Raw genomic sequence first — 20,969 nt, forward strand, 5'->3', positions numbered from 1 at the left:
ACCACTTCTAGCGGATTTCGCAATGGCAGCGCCATCGTGCCACGCGCGGATCAGCATTATTTGATGCCATCAGCGGAGCCGGCCGACGCCGAGATCGGCGAGCAACGGCTTTGCATTCCATCCGCCACTTCCATATATCGCAAGGCATGAAAAAAATCGGTTTCCTGTCATTCGGGCACTGGACGCCCTCATCGCAATCACAGACGCGGTCGGCATCGGACGCGCTGCTGCAGTCCATCGACCTCGCCGTCGCCGCCGAGCAACTGGGCGCCGACGGCGCCTATTTCCGCGTCCATCATTTCGCTCGTCAGCTTGCGTCGCCGTTCCCGCTGCTGGCAGCCGTCGGCGCGAAGACCAGCCGGATCGAGATCGGTACCGCGGTCATCGACATGCGCTACGAAAATCCGCTCTACATGGCCGAGGACGCCGGTGCTGCCGACATCATCGCCGGCGGCCGCCTGCAGCTTGGCATCAGCCGCGGCTCGCCGGAGCAGGTGATCGACGGCTGGCGCTATTTCGGCTACCCCCCGCCGGAGGGACAGAGCGACGCCGACATGGCGCGGCATCACGCCGAGGTGTTCCTCGATACGCTGCGGGGCGAGGGGTTCGCCCAGCCCAATCCACGGCCGATGTTCCCTAATCCGCCCGGCCTGCTGCGGCTCGAGCCGCATTCGGAGGGCTTGCGGGAGCGGATCTGGTGGGGCGCGGCCACCAACGCCACTTCGGAATGGGCGGCGAAACTGGGCATGAACCTGCAGAGTTCGACGCTCAAATTCGACGAGAGTGGCAAGCCGTTCCACATCCAGCAGGCCGAGCAGATCCGGGTCTACCGCGAGGCCTGGAAGGCGGCCGGCCATCAGCGCGTGCCGCGCGTGTCGGTCAGCCGCAGCATCTTCGCGCTGGTCGACGATCGCGACCGCGCCTATTTCGGGCGCGGCAACCAGAGCAGCGACCAGATAGGCTTCATCGAGGAGAACACCAAGGCGATCTTCGGGCGCAGCTACGCCGCCGAACCGGATGTGCTCATCAAGGAATTGGCACAGGACGAGGCGATCGCCGAGGCCGACACACTACTGCTCACCGTGCCCAACCAGCTCGGCGTCGACTACAATGCCCATGTCATCGAGGCGATCCTGACCAACGTCGCTCCGGCGCTGGGCTGGCGCTGAGCTCGGATCGATCGAGGCGGAATAGCCGCAAGGAGGGACAACATGCCGAAGAAAGCCTTGATCGCTTGGGGCGGCTGGCCCGGACATACGCCGGAGCAGAGTGCGAAGGTCGTGCGCGGTCTGCTTGAACGCAACGGTTTCGACGTCACGCTCGGCGAGGGCACGGCGATGTTCGCCGATCCGAAGCTCAGCGCATTCGATCTCATCGTGCCCGTGATCACGATGTCGACGATCGAAAAGGCCGAACTTCAGAATCTGGTTCTCGCGGTTCGCCAGGGCAGTGGCCTTGGCGGCTTTCACGGCACGATGTGCGACAGCTTCCGCAGCGAAACCGATTATCAGTTCATGACCGGCGGCCAGTGGGTCGCGCATCCCGGCGACATCATCGACTATACGGTCGCCGTCACCAGGCCGGATGATCCGATCACAAGCGGCGTCAGTGATTTCGCCTACCGATCGGAGCAGTATTACATGCATGTCGATCCGGGCAACGAGGTGCTCGCCACGACCACCTTCACCGACGCGCATTTTCCGGGAATAGGCGGCGTCGTGATGCCGGTGGTCTGGAAGCGTCGCTATGGGGCTGGAAAGGTCTTCTACAGCGCGCTGGGACACAATGCCGGCGAGTTCGCGGTCCCGGAAATGGCCTTGATTGTCGAGCGCGGCCTTGTCTGGGCCGCCCGCTAGGTTGGATGCGGAAGGGAGGACGGGACCTTGACGGTATCGGTTAAAGACCTGCCCCTGCACACGCCGATCGATGGCCGGCACCGCAAGATGCTGATCGATGGCCTCTGGTGCGACGCGCTCGGCGGTCGGACTTTCGAGACGCGCAATCCCGCCACCGGCGCCGTGATCGGCACCGTGCCGCTCTCCGATTCAAGCGATATCGACCTCGCGGTGGCGGCGGCGCGGCGCGCCTTCGACGGACCATGGAGCCGGTTCAAGCCCTATGAGCGCCAGCTGCTGCTGCTCAGGATTGCCGACCTAATGGAGCGGCATTGGGAGGAGATCGCGCTTTCCGACACGACGGACATGGGCATGCCCATCGTGCGCACGCTCGCCAACAAGAACCGCGTGCTCGGCATGCTGCGCTTCTACGCCGGCATGGCGACGTCGATCCATGGCCACACGATCGGCAATTCGCTGCCGGGCGAGATCGTCTCCTACACGCGCAAGGAACCTGTTGGCGTGGTCGGCGCGATCATTCCCTGGAACGCGCCGACAGCCGCGTCGATCTGGAAGATCGGCCCAGCGCTGGCGGCCGGCTGCACCATCGTGCTGAAGCCTTCCGAGGAAGCGCCGCTGACGCCGCTGTTGATCGGCGCGCTGATGATGGAGGCCGGCGCGCCTCCCGGCGTCGTCAACGTCGTCACCGGCACCGGCGCGGAAGCCGGCGCGCCGCTCGCCGCCCATATGGACGTCGACAAGATCGTCTTCACCGGCTCCACAGTGACCGGCCAGAGCATCCTGCGCGCCTCGGCCGGCAACATGAAGCGCGTTTCGCTGGAACTCGGCGGCAAGTCGCCGGTCATCGTCTGCGCCGACGCCGATCTCGAGCGCGCCGTGCCGATAGCGGCAATGTCTGTGTTCGCCAATTCCGGCCAGATCTGCATCGCCGGGTCGCGGCTGTTCGTCGAACGGCCGATCTACGAGGAATTTGTCGAGCGGGTCTCGGCCTTTGCGGCAAAACTCAGGATCGGCGACGGCGCCGACCCTGAAACCGAGATCGGGCCGCTGATTTCGCCCAAGCAGCTCGAACGCGTCACCGGCTACATCGAGGACGGCACCAGGCAAGGTGCCCGGCTGGTCACCGGCGGCAACCGCATCACGCAAGGCGGGCTCGGTGCGGGCAACTTCATGGCGCCCAGTGTGTTCTCAGGCGTTACCGATGACATGCGCATTGCCCGCGAAGAGATCTTCGGCCCGGTCATCTCGGCGCTGCCCTTCGACACGCTGGACGAGGTGGTGCGGCGCGGCAACGACACGCCCTATGGGCTGGGTGCCGGCGTGTTCACCCGCGACGTCGGCAAGGCGCACCAGCTGGCAAACCGCCTGCGCGCCGGCTCCGTCTGGGTCAACACCTATCACGCGATCGACCCCGCAGTGCCCTTTGGCGGCTACAAGATGAGCGGCTACGGACGCGAAGGCGGCGCCGAGCATCTCGACGAATATCTCAACACCAAGGGCGTCTGGATCAGGACGGATTGAGAGACCGTCTGGAAACTCCACTCCCGCGAGTCATCTGGCGGCGCTTTCTGCGCTTCCGGTGCTCACGTACTCAAAAGTACCCTTCGCTCCGGTTCTCGAAAACACCACCATATGACTCGCAGGGAGCGAGTTTCGAAACAGTCTGTGGACGTCGCGTGATCCGCAAGGTCGTATTCACCCGATGCCACCCGTGACCGCGTAGGCGCCGGCGGTGCGGCCATCCTCCAGCCGCACCACCGCTGTCACGATCGAGCCATACGAGCCGCGCCAGACGCTGTGGAAGCGGTGATGCTCGGCAGCGGGGACAAGCGCACTCCCGCTGAAGCGCGCGCCGCTTCGATGCAGCGCGACGGCCTCTCCGTTGACGTGCAGCTGGACGTTGGCCGTCTCGGTTGCGTCGCCAGGCAGGTCGAGTGTGATGACGATCTCGTCCTGATCACCCGAAGCCCGCGTCTCGGCGGCAACCGTGATGGCGAGCGCAGGGGCCTTGCTCTTCGGGGCTTGGCCGGGACGGCTTGGAAAGACATCGTCGGCCAATTCGGGCGTGCGCGGCGGACGGGTGCGGCGCTGAGTGGAGCGCTCGAAATCGCCGGCCATGCGCAGCAGCTTTTCGTCATCATAGGCCTTGCCAGCAAAAGTGAGGCCGACCGGCATGCCGATGTCGGCCATCGTTCCCATCGGCACGGTGACGGTCGGAATGCCGAAATGGCGCCAGACCAGATTGCCGTTGGCGACCCAGGTGCCATTGCGCCAGGCAAGCGCGGCGGATGCCTCGTCGATGTCGGCATCGGCCGGCCCGACGTCGGCGGCGGCAGGCAGCACCACGGCGTCGATGCCGTGTAAGTCCAGCCAGTCCTCGAAATCGATCCGCCTCGTCGCTTCCAGCCCCTTCAGGCCGTCCTCAAGCGTCGGAATCTCCGCGATAGGCGTGGCGCCGGATTGCGCTCGCTCGACGTATTCCGAAAGGTCGAAGCCGCCCTCATAGCGGTCTGATAGGGTGCCGGGCGGCTGCGGGACGATTTTCGTGCCATCGACCGAGATGAGATCGGGAAGCGCGGGGTCGGCATTGGCGCGCAGAAAATCGTCCCAGCCCCAGATGCAGAGCTCCCAGATTTCGCGGTTGGCGAAGTCCGATGGCACCAGGCCGCGCTCGACCATGGTGCGCGCGCCGGGGCGGTCGCGCTCGTAGTTGGAGACGACGGGAAAATCGACCTCGATTACCTCGGCGCCTAGCCGCGTGAGATCCGCCGCCGCCTGTTCCCACAGGGCAAGCACCGAGGCGCGGGTCTCGATCGGCCGATCCGCCCCGCTGTCGCGGCCGATATACATTTTGGGCACGCCGAGCCGCATGCCTTTCAGCGACCCCGCAAGCGCCAGGTCGGTATAGCGTTGCGGCCGCACATCGGAGCTCTTCGGCAGCTTGACCCAAGGCTGCGCGCGCCAGAAATCCCCTCGCGTCTCGGGATCGTCGGCAACGATGATTTCGAGCAGTTCGAGCATGTCGGGCAGGCTGCGCGTATGCGGCACCACGACATCCATGGTCGGCACCAGCGGCCAGTTGCCGCGCACCGAAATGACGCCGCGCGACGGCGTGTAGGCCACCAGCGCGTTGTTGGTGGCCGGCGCCCGCCCGGACGACCAGGTTTCCTCGCCCAGCCCGAAGGCGCAGAAGCTGGCTGATGTCGCCGTACCGGAGCCGTTGGACGAGCCCGACGCGAAGGCGGCGGTCAGGAAGTCGGCATTGTATGGGCTTTCCGCGCGGCCATAGACGCCGCGCTGCATGCCGCCATTGGCCATCGGCGGCATGTTGGTGAGGCCGATCAGCACGGCGCCGCCGGCGCGCAGCCGGGCGATGGTGAAGGCATCCTCGTTGGCAACGAGATGCTCGAAGGCCGGCGAGCCGGCGGCCACCGTCAGACCGGCGACCTTGTAGCTGTCCTTGGCGGTGTAGGGGATGCCGTCGAGCGGTCCGAGCGCGGCACCGTTGCGGCGGCGCTGGTCGGAGGCGGCGGCCTCCTCGAACATGTCAGGATTGAGCACCGGGACGGCGTTGAGGGAAATGCCGTGGCGGTCGAAACGCGCGATGCGCCTGAGATATGCCCCGACCAGTTCGACGCTGGTGACAGCGCCGTCATCGAGCGCGCGGCGCAATTGCTCGATCGTCGCTTCGACTAGATAGAGGTTGGTATCGGTCATTGCTGGTTCCAAGCTGTCGTTGCAATTCCATGGATGAGCGAGACGGCCGGCGTCGGCAAGAGCCAATCGCGATGGGTCTTCGACGGCATTTGGTATTCCCGTGGCAGGGCGTCCGGCCTGGCTTGCGAAACCGCGCTGTTTGGGAACTTTTGTCCGGCTGGCTATTTTGGATGTATGGTGTGATTCAGGATAGCCAGGAGGGTGTTGCCGATGACCACGAAATGCTTTGCGATCCTGGCTCTCGCTATCGCGATAGGCTCAGGCCTTTGCGGTTCGGCGTTCGCCGGCGACCGGCATCACCACCACCAGGCCCAATCCGAACGCTACGTCCCTGCCGATGACGACCTCATCAACTTCCTGTTCGGCGGCCCGCGTTATTATGACCAGCAGTTGGTCACCACGGCGGCCGGACCGTGCTCCTACAATCGTGTTGGGCCCGACGCGAATGCGCTGAACAAGATCAACGATCATCATTGCGGAAAGTAGACCTGGCGCTGATCGTTCTCCTTCATGTGTTCGATGATCCCGGCCATCAGCGCCCGGTCGCGGCGTGACTCCGCGGTGGAAAATCTCCAGTTCACTGGAGAAGATGTTTCGCGCTAACGCAGTCTGACGATGCGGCGCGACTTCGGCCCGCAGCACTCAAGGGGTTGAACATCATGCCCTGCCGCTCGGTCGAACCGTGCCCTGCGCTTTCGATCATCATCGGCAGGACGTGGAACTGGATTTTTGGCCGGCCGTCGCCATCGGCAGGTCGCGCCCTGCTGTCGTTGCGTCCGAGCCTTGCGGCAGGGCTGACTCTTTTCCCGATCCTCAAACGTCTTAGCTACAGTCAAACGATGGAGCAGATTAATGAGCCTTAGGGATAAAACTGTCGTGGTCACCGGTGGAAGCCGAGGACTTGGTCTCGGATTGGTCGAAGCGCTGGTAGAACATGGCGCCAGGGTGACGGTCGTCGCCCGCGGTGCCGAGGCGCTGGAAGCGGTCGGTACGCGGCTCGGGGTCGCCACCATCTCCGCCGACGTCACCGACGAGACCGCGGCTCATCGCATCCTCGGCGAAGTTCGCCCGGATATCCTGGCGCTGAACGCCGGTGCGACGCCGCGGATGGGCCGGTTGGACCAGTTGAGCTGGGAGGATTTCTCCATAGCCTGGGAAACCGACGTCAAGGCGGGACTCTACTGGCTGCAGGCAGCGCTCAACCTGCCGCTCAAACCGGGCAGCCGCGTCCTGGTGGGGTCGAGCGGCGCGGCCGTTACCGGATCGCAGATGTCGGGCGGTTATGGCGGCTCAAAACGCATGCTTTGGTTCATGGCAAAATACGCCAACGGCGTCTCGCAGGAGAAGAACCTCGGTATCCGCTTCCAGGCGATCGTGCCGCGGCAGATGATTCTCGGCACCGGAACCGGGGATGCGGCGGCCAACGCCTATGCGGGTTCCATTGGCATAACGCCCGAACAATTCGTCACCCGCTTCGGTGCGCCGATGCCGCCCCGGGCGTTTGGCGACAGGGTGGTTTCCGTGCTGGAAGACCCGCAATATGCCGAAGGTATCGTCTTCGGCCTCAACGGCGATGCCGGAGTCACGGTCATGGAGGGCGCGACGCCTTGAGCGATGGAGGGCCTGCGGTGGACCGCGACCGCCAGGAAGGCCTGCTTGCCCTTGCCGTTGCGTTGCGGCCTGAGCTGCACCGCTATTGCGCGCGCCTGATGGGATCGGTCATCGACGGCGAGGACGTCGTGCAAGACACCTTTGCCCGAGCCTTCATTGCTTTGGACGAACAATGCGAGGTGCCGCAACTACGACCGTGGCTGTTCCGGATTGCCCAAAATCGCGCGCTGGACCTGCTGCGCAGCCGGGCGGTCCGTGCGGCGGAGCCTATCGAGGCGGCCCTTGAAGTTGTGGATGACGCCGAAGCCGACCCGGTGGAGATGCTGATGCGCAGGCAAGCCGTCGAAACGGCGGTATCGCGCTTTGCGGAACTGCCGATCCTCCAGCGCAGCGTCATCATCCTGAAGGATGTGCTCGACGAGCCGCTGGCCGAGATCGCCAGCCTGCTGGATATCACGGTCGATGCCGTGAAAGGGCATCTGGCGCGGGGGCGCGCCCGGCTTCGGGAGATCAACGCCAATGCCGCCCCGCTTCCCGATGCGCGCATCGCGTCCGCTGCCGTAGTCCGTTATGTCACCCTGTTCAACCGGCGCGACTGGGACGGCTTGCGCGCGCTGCTTGCCGACGACGTGAAGCTTCACCAATCACTGCACCCGCCGCGCTCGGGCGCCGCGGATGTCGGCATGTTCTTCACGATCTACGCCAAGAGCGATGACGTTTGGGTCACGCCGGCCTGGCTCGAGGGCCGCGAAGTGATCGCGGTGTTCAACCACCGCACCTACCCGAAGCCCGATTACTTCATGTGGCTGGAGTGGCGGGAAGGGCGGATCAGCTTCATTCGCGACTATCGCTATGTCCGCTATGTCGCCGACGATGCGGAACTGGTGCTGGTGGGGACGCGGTCGGTCGCGGCACTGAACGATGCGGAGACTTGACGAGGGCGGCCTTGGGGGTGTCCTTTCAAGCCATCAGGACGCCGCTTCGCCCTGATGTCGTTCGATCAGCGTCCGCGCCGCATCTTTCCCCGCGGCGAGAATGCGATCCGACAATTCGGTTCCTTCCACCGCGCGGGCCAGCTGCAGCGCGCCGATGAGCGTCGCAAAGACACCCAGCGCGGCGCCTTCCGGGTCCTTGGCCTGCGGAAGTGCTTCAGCCAACTGGCGCACCAAAGCCAGCAAATGGTTGCTATAGACTTTGCGCGTTTCAGGTGGCTGACGCGCGAGCTCCGGCAGCAGCGCGGCGGACGCGCAGCCCTTTTCCGGATTGTCCCGGTGCTCGGCTGACAGATACGCCTCTATGCCCATTTCCGGGCCGCCGGAGGCCAGTGCTTCGGCCAGTTGCCGCGATTGAATCTCCATAGCTGCCGCGACGCTTTCGCGGACAAGCTCCGCCTTCGATTGAAAGTGGGGGTAGAAGGCGCCGTTCGTAAGTCCGGCGTCGCTCATGATGGTTGCCAGTCCGGACGCGGCTATGCCGTCGCTGCGAAAACGGTCGGCGGCAACCTCCATGATCCGGCCCCGTGACGCGTCCTTTCGGCCCTTTTCATAGCGCATGGCTGCGATTCCTTTCTGCTATTGCATTATAGTCATAATTTGATATTATAAGTGTAATTCAACTGGCGAGACAAAGCTAGCCCTCATGAGTTTGGAGCACGAAATGAATATGAATTCCGGAAAAACCGCTGTCGTGACGGGAGCCTCCTCGGGCATTGGCCGCGCCACCGCCGAGACCTTGGCGCGGGCAGGTTTTACCGTCTTCGGCACGAGCCGCCGCAAAGCCAGTAGCGGCCCGGACGGCGTAACCATGCTGGTCTGCGACGTGACCGACGGTAAGGCCGTCGCTGCGCTCGTTTCGACTGTGCTCTCACAGACCGGCCGGATCGACCTCCTGGTCAACAATGCCGGTGTCGGCCTGCTTGGAGGCGCAGAGGAATCCTCGGTTGCACAGGTGCAGGCCCTGTTCGACGTCAATCTGTTCGGCGTCATCCGCATGATCAATGCGGTGTTGCCGTCGATGCGGCGGCGCGGCGAAGGGCGCATCGTCAATATCGGCTCGATCCTGGGGTTGGTCCCGGCGCCGTACTCGGCCCATTATTCCGCCGTCAAGCACGCGCTCGAGGGCTATTCGGAATCGCTCGATCACGAGGTTCGTGCCTTCAATATCCGCGTCTCGGTCATCGAGCCGGCATTCGTCCGCACCGTCTTCGACCAGAACGGGATCGAGCCGGATTCCTTGTTGAAAGAATACGATCTGGCTCGAGCCGGGGTCGATGCTCTCCTTCGCGATGTGATGCCCAAGGCCGATCGGCCGGAAGTGGTGGCGGATGTGGTCGTCAAGGCCGCGACCGATGCTCGCCCGCGACGGCGCTACACCGCCGGCAAGGCTGCGCGGCAGGTCAGCATGCTGCGCCGCTTTGCTCCCGCGGAGATATTCGACAAGAGCTTGCGCAAGCAGTTCCGCCTGCCGGCCTGAACAACAGCGAAGCAAGAGATTTTACGCACATGCGATACCTCAAAATCACTTTCAGAAAGTCACTGCAATGAAGGCATTCGTCGTCGACAAATATAGCAAGAAGGGCATTCTGCGGCTGGCCGAGATGCCAGAGCCGGAGCTCGGGGACAACGATGTCCTGGTCGAAATCCATGCCGCAGGGGTGAACCTCCTCGATTTCAAGATCAAAACCGGGGAGTTCAAGCCCATCCTGCCCTATCGCCCTCCGTTCATCCTGGGCCACGACGTGGCCGGGAAGGTGATCCGTGTGGGATCAAAGGTCCGCAAGTTCAAACCCGGCGACGAGATCTATGCGCGGCCGCGCGATGGCCGGATTGGGACATTCGCCGAGTTCATCGCCATCAACGAAGCCGACGTGGCCTTGAAGCCCGAGAATCTCAGCATGGAAGAAGCGGCCTCGATCCCCTTGGTCGGTCTGACCGCCTGGCAGACACTCATCGAAAGGGCAGGTTTGAAGAAGGGGCAGAAGGTCTTCATTCAGGCTGGCTCCGGCGGCGTGGGGACATTCGCCATACAGCTGGCGAAGCATCTCGGCGCGACGATTGCCACAACCGCTGGTGCGGCGAGTGCCGATCTGGTCAGGGGTCTCGGCGCCGATGTCGTCGTCGACTACAGGAAAGACGATTTTGAGAAAGCCCTGTCGGGCTACGACGTCGTCTTGAACAGCCAGGACGCCAAAACGCTCGAAAAATCCCTGAATGTGCTGAAACCGGGTGGGAAGCTCATCTCCATCTCCGGCCCACCGGATCCCGAATTTGGCAGGGAAAAGGGCCTGAACCTGGTGCTGAGATTGATACTTCGCATGTTGAGTCGCGGTATTCGGACCAAGGCCAGGCGCCGTGGGGTGACGTTTTCGTTCCTTTTCATGTGGGCGGAGGGCGATCAGCTGGGCAAGATCACCGCCCTCATCGAATCTGGAACCATCCGCCCGGTTGTCGATCGGGTCTTTCCATTCGAAGCGACCAATGAGGCTCTGGCTTACGTCGAAAGCGGACGTGCCAAGGGCAAGGTCGTCATCAAGGTCAGATAGCGCTACATCTTTCATGCGGTGCCGGTGCTCGGCCAACGCCTGGGACACGGCGTGCGCGACCTTCGTGCGGATTTGCGCTGAGGACAAGAACCAGCGGAGAGCTTGCCTTGCCGTCGACGTTGATCGACGGCCGGTCTCCGGCCGCCGCATCCACCGCTGCAGCTATTTGTTCTTACGCAATTGCGCTGCGCACTTTTCCTGGAATTGCTATCATTGATTGATTTCGGGCTCGACGAGCCTTGCCAGGTTTCTGAGCGACTCCTGCCAGCCGAGATAGCAGGCCTCGACCGGAATGACGTCCGGAATGCCTGCCTGGGTGATGTCAATTTCGGTGCCGACCGACACTTTTTTCAAGATTACGGTCACCTGGATCTCGCCGGGCAGGTTGGGATCGTCGAACCTGTCAGTGTAGCGCAGGCGTTCGGCCGGAACGAGTTCGAGATACTCGCCGCCGAAGGAATGGCTGTTGCCGGTCGTGAAGTTGCGGAAGGACATCTTGAACGTGCCGCCGACCTTTGCCTCGAGGTGATCGACCGTGCAGGTGAAGCCGTTCGGCGGAAGCCACTTCGCCAGCGCGTCCGCTTCAACGAAGGCGCGATAGACCTTCTCCGGGCTGGTCGTCAGAACGCGATGCAAACGTACGGTGCCGGGCATATCCTGTATCCTTTCACGATGGCTGTTCGATGTTCCTAGGACGAACGAGGCTTGGCCAGTCCGACACACGCTCTCGGATTTTTGAGGGCCTGGCCGCAAGCCTGTCCGGCTGCGCACGGCTTGGCGTGCGCCAGTTCAGGTTGATGTGGGACTCGATTTTGCGGCGCCTGGCCTAATCGACGCAAATGAGGAACCGGATAGCCATTATGAGGAGACTGTTTATAACGGTCGCTGAGATCGCTAAGACCAAGGGGAGACGATGCGCTATATACGTCCGCTTTCAATCGAAGATGCCGTTGGCCTGCTGGCCGGGTCGACAGGTACGGCCGCCATTCTTGCCGGGGGCAGCGACCTGCTGGTGAGGATGAAGGGCGGCTTTGTCGAACCCGACCTGATCGTCGACATCAAGGCGATCGAGGATTTGAGCGAGATCAGGGAAACGGCCGACGGCTTCAGCATCGGTGCCGCGGTCCCCTGCGCCGTCCTGGGCGAGAGCGCTGCCCTGAAGAAGGCATGGCCCGGCGTCGTCGAAGCGGCCAAGCTGATCGGCTCGAAGCAGGTGCAGGGACGCTGCACGATAACAGGCAATCTCTGCAACGCCTCGCCGGCTGCCGACAGCGTGCCGGCGCTGGTCGCGGCCGGCGCCAGGGCATCGGTCATCGGGCCGGAGGGCAGGCGTACGATTCCCGTGGGGAGCGTGCCGACCGGGCCGGGCAAGACGTCCCTGGCCAAAGGCGAGATCATCGAGGCGATCCTGCTCGACAAGCGCGCAGCGCGCTCGGGCGATGCCTACCTGCGCTTCATTCCCCGTACGGAAATGGATATCGCGGTGGTCAGCGCCGGCGTGAACCTGACGCTCGACGAACGCGGCGTCGTCACAGCGGCCCGTGTGGCGCTGGGCGCCGCGGCACCCACGGTGCTGCTGGTGGAAGAGGCGGCCGAGGCCATTATCGGCAGGACGCTGGACGAAGCCGCGCTTGAAAGGCTCGCTAAGGTTTGCTTTGGCGCCTGCCGCCCCATCGACGACAAGCGGGGCACCATCGAATTCAGAAGGAAAGTTGCGGGTGTGCTGGCCAAGCGGGCCGCCACGACCGCCTATGCTCGTGCAGGAGGCAAGTGATGGCTGGTGTAGCAGTCTCAACCACAATCAACGGCGACAGCGTCGAGTACCTTTGCCAGCCGGACGAGACGCTGCTCGACGTCTTGCGCGATCGCCTGGGCCTGACGGGCGTCAAGGAAGGCTGCGGCACCGGCGACTGCGGCGCCTGCAGCATCATCCTCGATGACCGGCTGGTGTGTTCGTGCCTGGTGCTCGGCGCGGAAGCCGAGGGCCGCCGCGTCGAGACCGTCGAGGGTATGGCGCATGGCGACAGCCTGCACCCGCTGCAGCAGAAATTCCTCGAGCATGCAGCACTTCAATGCGGCATCTGCACGCCTGGCTTCCTGATCGCGGCCAAGGACCTGCTGGCCAAGAACCCCGATCCGACCGAGGAGGAAATCCGCTTCGGCCTCGCCGGGAACCTCTGCCGCTGCACCGGCTACGACAAGATCGTGCGTGCCGTTCAGGACGCGGCAAACGTGATGAAGGGAGCATGACGATGAATTTCGATCCGCGTTACTCCAATCGCAACTTCGCCTCAGTCGGCACACGTCCTATCCGCCCCGACGGCGTCGACAAGGTGACGGGCCGCGCGCGCTACGGCGCGGATTTCAACATGGCCGGCCAGTTGGTCGGGCGCGTCCTCAGAAGCCCCCACGCCCACGCCACGATCAGGAAGATCAACACGTCGAAGGCGGAGAAGCTCCCCGGCGTGAAGGCGGTGATCACCGCGGCCGACCTGCCCGACCTCACCGATGGCGATGCCGCCATGTACGACATCCTCGACAATTGCATGGCGCGCACCAAGGCGCTCTATGACGGCCATGCGGTGGCCGCGGTGGCAGCCGTCGACGCCCGCACGGCCAGGCAGGCGCTGAAGCTGATCGAGGTCGACTATGAGCTTTTGCCGCATGTCACCGATGTCGACGAGGCGATGAAGCACTCCGCACCCCTCATCAACGACGCCATCTTCACCGAGGGCCTTGAGGAAAAGCCGGTAAAGCCGTCCAACGTCACCAAGCGCAGCCAGTTTGGCCATGGCGATGTCCATCAGGGTTTCGGGCACGCCGATTTCATCGTCGAGCGCTCGTTCAAGACCGAGCAGACGCACCAGGGCTATATCGAGCCGCATGCCTGCGTGGCGAGCGTCAGCTCCGACGGCACCGCCGACCTCTGGGTCTGCACGCAGGGGCATTTCGTCTATCGCCAGCACTGCGCCCAATTGCTTGGCATGGAAGCCTCTAAGCTGCGCGTCACCTCCTCGGAGATCGGCGGCGGCTTCGGCGGCAAGACCCATGTCTGGGCGGAGCCGGTGGCGCTGGCGCTGTCGCGCAAGGCGGGGCGCCCGGTCAAGCTGGTGATGACCCGCGACGAGGTGTTCCGCGCCTCGGGCCCGACCAGCGCCACCTCGATCGACGTGAAGATCGGCGCCCGCAAGGACGGCACTATCACCGCCGCCGAAGCGACGCTGCGCTATTCCTGTGGTCCGTATCCGGGCTCCTGGGCCGAGATCGGCGCCATGACGGCGTTCGCCTGCTACAGGCTCGAGAACGTCAAGACGGTCGGCTACGAAGTGCTGGTCAACCGGCCGAAGACGGCGGCCTATCGCGCGCCCTCCGCACCCATGGCGGCGTTCGCGGTGGAAAGCGCGGTCGACGAACTGGCCAAAGAGATCGGCATGGACCCGGTCGACTTCCGCATAAAGAACGCCGCGCAGGAAGGCACCAGGTCGTCCTACGGCCCGGTCTATGGCCCGATCGGCATCGGCCCGACGCTGGAGGCGGTGAAGAACCATCCGCACATGAAGGCGCCGCTCGGAAAGAACCAGGGCAGGGGCATGGCCTGCGGCTTCTGGTTCAATTTCGGCGGCCAGACCTGCACCGACCTCAACATCGGCATGGACGGCTCGGTCTCGCTTGCCGTCGGAACGGTCGATGTGGGTGGTTCCCGCGCGTCGCTGTCGCTGGTGGCGGCGGAGGAGCTCGGCATCGACTACGCCCAAGTCAAGGCGATCGTCGCCGACACGTCCAGCCTCGGCTACAACGACATGACCGACGGCAGCCGGGGCACGTTCTCGTCCTCCATGGCGACCATCTCGGCCGCCCGCAACGCGATCAAGATCCTGCGCGAACGCGCCGCGCAGATGTGGGACATCTCCGTCGACGACGTGGTCTGGGAACAGGGCCACGCGGTTGCCAAGGGCGAGAAGCACGGCAATCTCGGCAAGTTGTCGCTGAAGGAGATTGCCGCCGCGTCGGGCACGACCGGCGGACCGATCGCGGGCCACAGCGAACTCGTTGCCGACGGCGCCGGTGTCTCCTTCGCCACCCATATCTGCGATATCGAGGTCGACCCCGAGACCGGCGCGACGAGGGTGCTGCGCTACACCGTCGTGCAAGATGCCGGCAAGGCGGTGCATCCGACCTATGTCGAGGGACAGTACCAGGGCGGTGCCGCGCAAGGCATCGGCTGGGCGCTCAACGAGGAGTATATTTACGGCAAGGACGGACGGCTGCAGAATCCCGGCTTCCTCGACTACCGCATCCCGGTCTGCTCGGACCTGCCGATGATCGACACGCAGATCCTCGAGATCCCCAACCCCAACCACCCCTACGGGGTACGCGGCGTCGGCGAGACGTCGATCGTGCCGCCGCTGGCAGCGATCGCCAATGCGGTGTCGAATGCAGCCGGCGTGCGGATGGCACATATTCCGATGTCGCCACCGCGCATCCTGGCGGCGATCGAGGCGGAACGGGCAGGCTGATGGTCGAAGTGACGCTCTGGGGATCGCTTGGCGCGGCCGCCGGAGGCAAGAACAAGGTCGAGATCGAGGCCAAGGACATAAGGGAGCTGTTCAGGAAACTGGCTGAACAGTATCCCGGCATCGAGCCCTTGATCGACCGCGGCATCGCCGTCGCCATCGACGGGACGATCTATCGCGACACCTGGTCGAAGGAATTGCCAAAGGGCTCGGAGATTTTCCTGCTGCCGAGGCTGGCAGGGGGATAATTGGACAAGCGTCTCGCTGCTGTCGCTTAGCAACGAGCCCGACACCATGCCGCAGGCGATCGACGCGACGGGCGCCGAGGGCCGTACCCGACTCTATGTTGCCTTCACGATTCTCGGTTTAGTCGGTCGGCGGGATTGAGCCGCGCTCTCGAGGGCCAAGGCTAACCGCTTCTCGTCTTCGATGGCGCGGTCGACTGCCTCAATTTCCTCTTGGAGCGCCTTCAACTCGGCTCCGTAGCTGGAGCCGTCGCTGTCCCCGATCTGAAAGCCACTTGCCCGCATTGCGTCGCGGGTATGGTGCACGTTACGGACTCCTTCGCGTCGAGTCGCGACCAGGATTTCCCTGAACTCTCCAAGACGTTCAACGTGATTGCGAGTCATTGCGTTCTCCTTACGGCGCAGAAGGTTTAAATGACTACAGGAGATACTCTCGACAAAGCATGAGTGCGAAAGCTCAAATTTGAACGTCTTGCAATAACGTGGAGCGCAGCAGGCGGAAATTGGGTTGGGACCCAGGTGTTAGACTCTTCCGCCGAGCGCGTCTGCTGCTCGGCTCGCTTGCTCGTCGGCGCGCTTGCTGGTCCATCCAGCTGCGGTTCTGGATCGCGAGAGTCCGTTTCTGAGCGCACGGCGACGCTGGTCTCAATGTCCGAAAAGAGGCGCAAGGCGGACCTGCCCGATGTTTCATGCGCGAACGCCTGAGATGCGAGCGCCGCCATTAACCATCGATTAACTATCCGGTCGCCTTTAATTCAATTTTGCAGCATACTGATTTGGTAGCGAGGCTACTCAGGGAGACTGGAACAAGAGGTAATTCTCCTTTCGCGCACACCTGCCACTCGCGACAGTCGAAATTGAAAAGGAACGACGGAACACCGTCGTCTCATAGGGAGGCGCCAGCATCATGTTTGATGAGGAGCGCCAGAATGAAGATCGAAGATGCGGTTACGGCAGTGACGTCGGAAGCGAGCGCGCTCACGTCCTGCCTCGGCCAGCCCGTTGTCGCCTACCACGTCACGGAAATCATGAGAGAGGCAGACCTGGCACACGCCCGCGAGATGCAACTCGCGCTGGTGCGACGAAGCATCGAAGCTCTTGTCGATGACGGCCTGGAAGGCATCGCCGCCGAACATTTTGCATCCCAGTTCGACGGCCGCATCGGCTTGACCTGGAGACTCCTGCACGCATCCGACAGCGTGGCGCATTGATCAAGACCAAAGCGGTAGGTCGCGCCGCGGCGCGCCGGAGCGCAGAACCCAGTAAGTTCCATTCAGCACGCGCCGACCATCAACGCGTGGCGGCGAAATCGCTTTCGTCCAACCCGCGGGTCGATAGCCGACATTCCACAATCCGCCAATCTCGACCATTTCCCGGTTTATGGGTTCACGGCCTAGATCAGTCGCGTGCGGGGTTCCTCACATCGGAAGGTCCGGGCTATTCTCAGCAAAGTATTCGTGACTATCAGCGTTTGATGTGGCTCTAGGCGGGTTTTCGGCCGCGAGTACCTTGGCGGCATCCTGACCATAGACATAGTCGTCTGTTGATGCGACGATGAAAAAGTGACTTATTTCATGTATAATCGTTCCAGACCTTGAATCCGTTCCTTTCAGAGCGGCTAACCAGAACTTGGGACAAACAAAGATACTGTAAGGCTGATTACGGTACACATATGCATAGTCTCCCGATTCGCAGCCGCTGCCGTGGCATCCAAACGATATTGCTTTGTTTGCAAGAGCATCCGTAATCTTCGAGAAATTTCCAGTGGCCTTTGCGTACAGTCCTACGGTATGCGCCCCAAACCATGTCAGATATCGTTGGGAATTCGGTTGCTGGGCTGAGGGCGTGGCCTGCAAAACCTGCAGGGCAGCCGAGGCTATGTTATTTGCTTCCGCCAGCGCAGCGCCAATATCATCCTGTTGAGGGCTGTCACACTGGTCGAATTTGGGCGCCGAGAGTGGTATCCGTTCCGGAGGAATCCGACCTGACAGAAGCCTGAACGTGGCGGCGTTGCTCAAAACTGCTGCCCGTCTCAGGGCACCTGGACGGCCAATCAGCAGGCCCACTCCCTCTGTATCATAGGTAACCGCATAGTTCCCTGCTTCATAGATGGCGTAGTACAATGACAGATCGACGGGCACCGAAATCGATTGTCCGGGTTCAATATTGATAAAATCAGCCTCAGTCGGTTCTCCTCGCTTCACCAAACGGCCGATATACTGAATTGGCTGCGACCCTCTCGTCACTGAAAATATTTCGCCGGAGACGCCGTTGATTGGCGTGGTCCACCTGAGCACCCTGATCGGGCTGCCTGATCGGTTCGTGAGAGTAAAGTCAATAATTAGGGGGGTATCGTTTCCATAAGAAGGCAGGCGCGATTGCAGAACTATCTCAATTTCCTGATTCTGCTGCGCAAACGCCAAAGGCACAACGCAAAAAAAACATGAAAGTACTAATACAATATTTCGAACAATACTCGGCATTTTTATGCTCCTACATAACCACGATTAGACTCTATTGCTTCGTCTAAGTGAGTTTTTAGTTTGCGATAACATACCAGAAACGCCCACGGCCTACCTTGCAAGTTAGGAATGAAATTGCTGCAGGCCGGGCATTGCAACTTACCGCAAATTCAAAAAAACAGGAACACGAAATCATGTCCGTGGCCTCGTATGCCATCGATTTCGGCTGACACCTTCTTTGGGGTGGTATAAGATGAATGGGTACTTTCCCATCAAGCTCCATAAGAGGGGGCCATCATGAGCGAGCGTCGGAAAGGCATAATAACCAGCTGCGCGATTTTGAGGTATTTTGCCCTGGTTTTCGGGTTCTGTTTTGCTTTCAGCGGCACTGCTTCAGCTGATTCCTGCGGAACAGAGGCTACTCCCGGTTGGAATCTCGAGAATCCTCCGGCCGAAGATCGTCAAGCAATTCAAGATCTTCTGTCCCGCTATGCCTGGACGATCGACGAAAGAAATGCAGCCGCGTTCACCGCCCTCTTTGCGAAACCGCAATCGTCTTACTATGAGATTTGCAGTACAAGCAGCAGTATCCTCAAGTTGACGCTCGACCTTGGTCCGGAGTCGCCAGACGATCTTCTCGAGCAGATGAAAATAATAGTTAAGAAACTGGAAACCGATAAGCTCCAGACCCGGCATCTCGTGACCAACACCTTGTTCGATGTGGTTGATGGTAAGACAGTGAATACCAAATCGATAGTCCTGGTCACTCTGCAGGACTCCCATTCTCCGGCACCGGTTCTTGACTATTCGGCGGATGCTCGGGCCTCTTTGGTAAAGGGCGACGACGACATCTGGCGATTTCAATCGCTTACTGTCCACGCCGACTATGCTGCTGGCTCTGTCGCAGCCAAGAAGCGATGACGCCCAAAGATCGGCTATGGGTTCACTGGCACGCTCCAGTGGGCTGAAATGCGTACCGTTGCGCTGATCGCTGCTGTCCTCGGCATTGCGCTTCTCCTGTTGTCCGGGACGGTCGGGCTTCGACATGCAGCTTTGGTATCGACGCCGCGAGCCGGCGAGAGGCAAGGCTCCGATCAGGCCGACGTGGTTTGCAGCAAGGCGAGCGGCTGCGCGGTGTCACAATTGCCGCGCGGTTCCGCTGTCAAGCTGCTGCGACCTCGCGGCGTCGATTTCGCTCCGGCTGAACTCGATGGGAAGTCGTTTGCCGAAGCCGTTACGCGATGGAACCCTGACATCTTTTGGGCGCCAGCCTCAAAGAGCACCGACGTCATAACCAGGTCTGGCGATGAAGCGCGGGCGGTGTTCGGTCCTATTCCCGATGGCGATTGCGACAGCCCACAAATGCAGGTCATCCCACTGGAAGTTGATGGCAATGTCGTCGACCTCAAGCCCAACCCGACAAAACCAGGTTCTCCGCTGGAGTTCGAGCACAGGAACGAAAACGGAGAGGTGGTGAAATGGACGGCGACATTGCCCAAATGCGACAAGCCTTCGCTGACTGGCAGCACGACCTACTGTGGGCTGAACTCACGTGTCGTAAGGGTCGTGCGCGGCAACGTTGAATGGCTGTTCCTCTGTAGAAAATCCAATATCAGCCAGGAGGTCAGCACCGATCCCTACTGGACGCGGTCGGATCCGAGATTTTCTGTCTTCGGCACCATCGGGTTCAATCGGAAATCCGGAGAAATTATCTTCTTCGACGGCCGCAAGGACCAGAGCGTGTTCGACTGGTCAAAGCCCTTCGTTCCGCCAGGCGGGCGAAACTATTCCGATAATGTCGGAAGGACTGCGGCGGAGAAAATCTATGATTCGACGTTCAAGATCTCGTGCCATGCATGCCATGACAACAAAAGCCCCTATGTGATCGATCCGCACATTGCACAGAGCAGGGTAGGGTTTCGTTCAGCCGACGATCCCAAATCGACCGCCTTCAGCCTGGGAGATTTACTACCGCATCGGCCGCGGTTGCCGGGCGCGCCGTTCCGCGTGGTCGGCTCCGGCTACACCAGCACCTACCCCAATGAACTTCGCCATGCCAGGACGGTCGACGATCCGACGGGCAACTGCACAAGCTGCCACACGCTTACCACACAAATCACGGGCCGCCGTTTTGCCGCGGACGCAGTGGGGCATGAGCCGACGGTCACGTCGCCAACCTGGGTCCAATTGCTCGAGCTGCGCGAGGAAGAGATCATCTACGCCAGGATCGCCGCACACCGGACGGACTGGGCGGCCGGCAGCGGTGGCGTCCATCCCTGGATGTTGCCAGGGTCCGGCAATGACCTGTCCTCCCGCGCGCCGAGCCTGAGCTCAGAGGACTGGCGGAAGCTGAGCGACTGTCTATGGGGAGCCGGCGGCTCGGAATGTGGCTACCGCCCACTCTACACTGGCTGCCCGGCGCCAGAGGCGGAGGATGAAGGCTCTTCGCTCGCCGATGCCACGCTTCAGCTGTTGCCTCGGCCGCCCGGAGAGGAGGCGAAGACGCGTGTCCTTCGCGCAAGCTGGACCTTTCGCAACAGCTACGGTGGTGTTCCGGAGCGCGACGATATCAGGATCAATGTGGCCGTCAGGACGGACGCGATTCCGGCAAATGGGGAACCGCCACAAAGTGGCGACTATCCGAGCATCGAACAGGCAAAGGGTACCAACGCCGAGGCCATCTCCGGTTCGGTCAGCGCAGCCGGTTCCAGCTTGTTGGTTGAGAACGTTTCGTTTGCCGGTCACACGAAATGGAGCGATCCGACGCCGTCGATGTCGCCGCGCACTTTCCAAGTCGATCTGCCTGGTGAGTGCAACCGACGCACCTTGATACGCTTGGTGCCCAAACGGTTCTGCTTCGATCAGAGCGAAGCCGCATTTAGCGCGGCAGACCATTTGATCTACGCTGACGTTCAGTGTGACGAGCTGCGATGATCCACTTGACGCGATCGAAAGCGGCTGATGAGCGCCGGGATTTGCGATAACATGACTGGTGCTACATGGTCGCCGCACCAAGGAGGGTC

20 protein-coding genes and 1 pseudogene are annotated in these 20,969 nt (G+C 62.0%); 15 read left to right on the forward strand and 6 right to left on the reverse strand.

Annotated features, from left to right (window positions below; translation table 11 throughout):
• Positions 1–146: 146 nt before the first annotated feature.
• The 3 genes from AC07FD_RS23200 to AC07FD_RS23210 all read left to right on the forward strand — a co-directional run bounded on the left by AC07FD_RS23200 (position 147) and on the right by AC07FD_RS23210 (position 3,377).
• Entirely contained in the window at positions 147–1,169 is a 1,023-nt protein-coding gene (locus tag AC07FD_RS23200) for an LLM class flavin-dependent oxidoreductase (protein ID WP_478351722.1), read from the forward strand.
• Between the two features lie 42 nt (positions 1,170–1,211).
• Positions 1,212–1,856, forward strand: coding sequence for a ThuA domain-containing protein (locus AC07FD_RS23205; protein WP_478351723.1), 645 nt, complete (start codon positions 1,212–1,214; stop codon positions 1,854–1,856).
• An 87-nt stretch (positions 1,857–1,943) separates the two neighbouring features.
• Positions 1,944–3,377, forward strand: a complete 1,434-nt coding sequence (locus tag AC07FD_RS23210; RefSeq protein WP_478351768.1) for an aldehyde dehydrogenase family protein — start codon at positions 1,944–1,946, stop codon at positions 3,375–3,377.
• A gap of 174 nt (positions 3,378–3,551) precedes the next feature.
• Here the strand turns inward: AC07FD_RS23210 and AC07FD_RS23215 are convergent, their stop codons facing one another.
• Positions 3,552–5,573, reverse strand: a complete 2,022-nt coding sequence (locus tag AC07FD_RS23215) for an amidase (protein ID WP_478351724.1) — start codon at positions 5,571–5,573, stop codon at positions 3,552–3,554.
• A 210-nt stretch (positions 5,574–5,783) separates the two neighbouring features.
• Between AC07FD_RS23215 and AC07FD_RS23220 the strand changes: the two genes are divergently transcribed.
• From AC07FD_RS23220 to AC07FD_RS23230, 3 genes are all read left to right on the forward strand, one after another.
• Positions 5,784–6,059 (forward strand): hypothetical protein, encoded by a 276-nt coding sequence (locus AC07FD_RS23220; protein ID WP_478351725.1) that lies wholly within the window; start codon positions 5,784–5,786, stop codon positions 6,057–6,059.
• Between the two features lie 366 nt (positions 6,060–6,425).
• Positions 6,426–7,184, forward strand: coding sequence for an SDR family oxidoreductase (locus tag AC07FD_RS23225; protein WP_478351726.1), 759 nt, complete (start codon positions 6,426–6,428; stop codon positions 7,182–7,184).
• Positions 7,181–8,119 (forward strand): sigma-70 family RNA polymerase sigma factor, encoded by a 939-nt coding sequence (locus AC07FD_RS23230; RefSeq protein ID WP_478351727.1) that lies wholly within the window; start codon positions 7,181–7,183, stop codon positions 8,117–8,119. The genes AC07FD_RS23225 and AC07FD_RS23230 overlap by 4 nt, the downstream gene beginning before the upstream one ends.
• Before the next feature lie 33 nt (positions 8,120–8,152).
• Here the strand turns inward: AC07FD_RS23230 and AC07FD_RS23235 are convergent, their stop codons facing one another.
• Positions 8,153–8,737, reverse strand: coding sequence for a TetR/AcrR family transcriptional regulator (locus tag AC07FD_RS23235; protein ID WP_478351728.1), 585 nt, complete (start codon positions 8,735–8,737; stop codon positions 8,153–8,155).
• A 103-nt stretch (positions 8,738–8,840) separates the two neighbouring features.
• Here AC07FD_RS23235 and AC07FD_RS23240 point away from each other — a divergent pair, with 103 nt between their 5' ends.
• Both AC07FD_RS23240 and AC07FD_RS23245 read left to right on the forward strand, forming a co-directional pair.
• On the forward strand, positions 8,841–9,656 hold the full coding sequence (locus tag AC07FD_RS23240; RefSeq protein ID WP_478351729.1) for an oxidoreductase: 816 nt from the start codon (positions 8,841–8,843) through the stop codon (positions 9,654–9,656).
• 67 nt (positions 9,657–9,723) lie between these two features.
• Positions 9,724–10,725, forward strand: a complete 1,002-nt coding sequence (locus AC07FD_RS23245) for an NADP-dependent oxidoreductase (RefSeq protein ID WP_478351730.1) — start codon at positions 9,724–9,726, stop codon at positions 10,723–10,725.
• A 210-nt stretch (positions 10,726–10,935) separates the two neighbouring features.
• On the opposite strand, the gene AC07FD_RS23250 is transcribed toward AC07FD_RS23245, so the two are convergent.
• A complete protein-coding gene (locus tag AC07FD_RS23250; RefSeq protein ID WP_478351731.1) occupies positions 10,936–11,379 on the reverse strand; it encodes an SRPBCC family protein in 444 nt (147 codons plus the stop codon).
• A gap of 259 nt (positions 11,380–11,638) precedes the next feature.
• Between AC07FD_RS23250 and AC07FD_RS23255 the strand changes: the two genes are divergently transcribed.
• From AC07FD_RS23255 to AC07FD_RS23270, 4 genes are read left to right on the forward strand one after another with little or no spacing between them, the layout of a single operon-like run.
• Entirely contained in the window at positions 11,639–12,499 is an 861-nt protein-coding gene (locus tag AC07FD_RS23255; protein WP_478351732.1) for an FAD binding domain-containing protein, read from the forward strand.
• Positions 12,499–12,975 (forward strand): (2Fe-2S)-binding protein, encoded by a 477-nt coding sequence (locus AC07FD_RS23260; RefSeq protein ID WP_095091114.1) that lies wholly within the window; start codon positions 12,499–12,501, stop codon positions 12,973–12,975. Before AC07FD_RS23255 ends, AC07FD_RS23260 begins: the two co-directional genes overlap by 1 nt.
• A 2-nt stretch (positions 12,976–12,977) precedes the next feature.
• On the forward strand, positions 12,978–15,242 hold the full coding sequence (locus AC07FD_RS23265; RefSeq protein ID WP_478351769.1) for a xanthine dehydrogenase family protein molybdopterin-binding subunit: 2,265 nt from the start codon (positions 12,978–12,980) through the stop codon (positions 15,240–15,242).
• Positions 15,242–15,487, forward strand: coding sequence for a MoaD/ThiS family protein (locus tag AC07FD_RS23270; protein WP_095091116.1), 246 nt, complete (start codon positions 15,242–15,244; stop codon positions 15,485–15,487). The genes AC07FD_RS23265 and AC07FD_RS23270 overlap by 1 nt, the downstream gene beginning before the upstream one ends.
• A 93-nt stretch (positions 15,488–15,580) precedes the next feature.
• Here AC07FD_RS23270 and AC07FD_RS23275 read toward each other — a convergent pair whose 3' ends face one another.
• On the reverse strand, positions 15,581–15,868 hold the full coding sequence (locus AC07FD_RS23275) for a hypothetical protein (RefSeq protein ID WP_095091117.1): 288 nt from the start codon (positions 15,866–15,868) through the stop codon (positions 15,581–15,583).
• A 545-nt stretch (positions 15,869–16,413) separates the two neighbouring features.
• Between AC07FD_RS23275 and AC07FD_RS23280 the strand changes: the two genes are divergently transcribed.
• Positions 16,414–16,695: a hypothetical protein gene (locus AC07FD_RS23280; protein WP_478351733.1), complete on the forward strand. Its 282-nt coding sequence runs from the start codon at positions 16,414–16,416 to the stop codon at positions 16,693–16,695.
• A 12-nt stretch (positions 16,696–16,707) separates the two neighbouring features.
• On the opposite strand, the pseudogene AC07FD_RS23285 reads toward AC07FD_RS23280, so the two are convergent.
• Together AC07FD_RS23285 and AC07FD_RS23290 are read right to left on the reverse strand one after the other, a co-directional pair.
• Positions 16,708–16,785 (reverse strand): annotated as a pseudogene (locus AC07FD_RS23285) (IS5/IS1182 family transposase); the annotation flags it as partial.
• Positions 16,786–16,902: 117 nt separating this feature from the next.
• On the reverse strand, positions 16,903–17,967 hold the full coding sequence (locus AC07FD_RS23290; protein ID WP_478351734.1) for a M35 family metallo-endopeptidase: 1,065 nt from the start codon (positions 17,965–17,967) through the stop codon (positions 16,903–16,905).
• A 276-nt stretch (positions 17,968–18,243) separates the two neighbouring features.
• Here AC07FD_RS23290 and AC07FD_RS23295 point away from each other — a divergent pair, with 276 nt between their 5' ends.
• Entirely contained in the window at positions 18,244–18,867 is a 624-nt protein-coding gene (locus AC07FD_RS23295) for a nuclear transport factor 2 family protein (RefSeq protein ID WP_478351735.1), read from the forward strand.
• Between the two features lie 441 nt (positions 18,868–19,308).
• Positions 19,309–20,880, forward strand: coding sequence for a hypothetical protein (locus AC07FD_RS23300; protein ID WP_478351736.1), 1,572 nt, complete (start codon positions 19,309–19,311; stop codon positions 20,878–20,880).
• Positions 20,881–20,969: the final 89 nt, after the last annotated feature.

Source organism: Mesorhizobium waitakense (assembly GCF_056431085.1).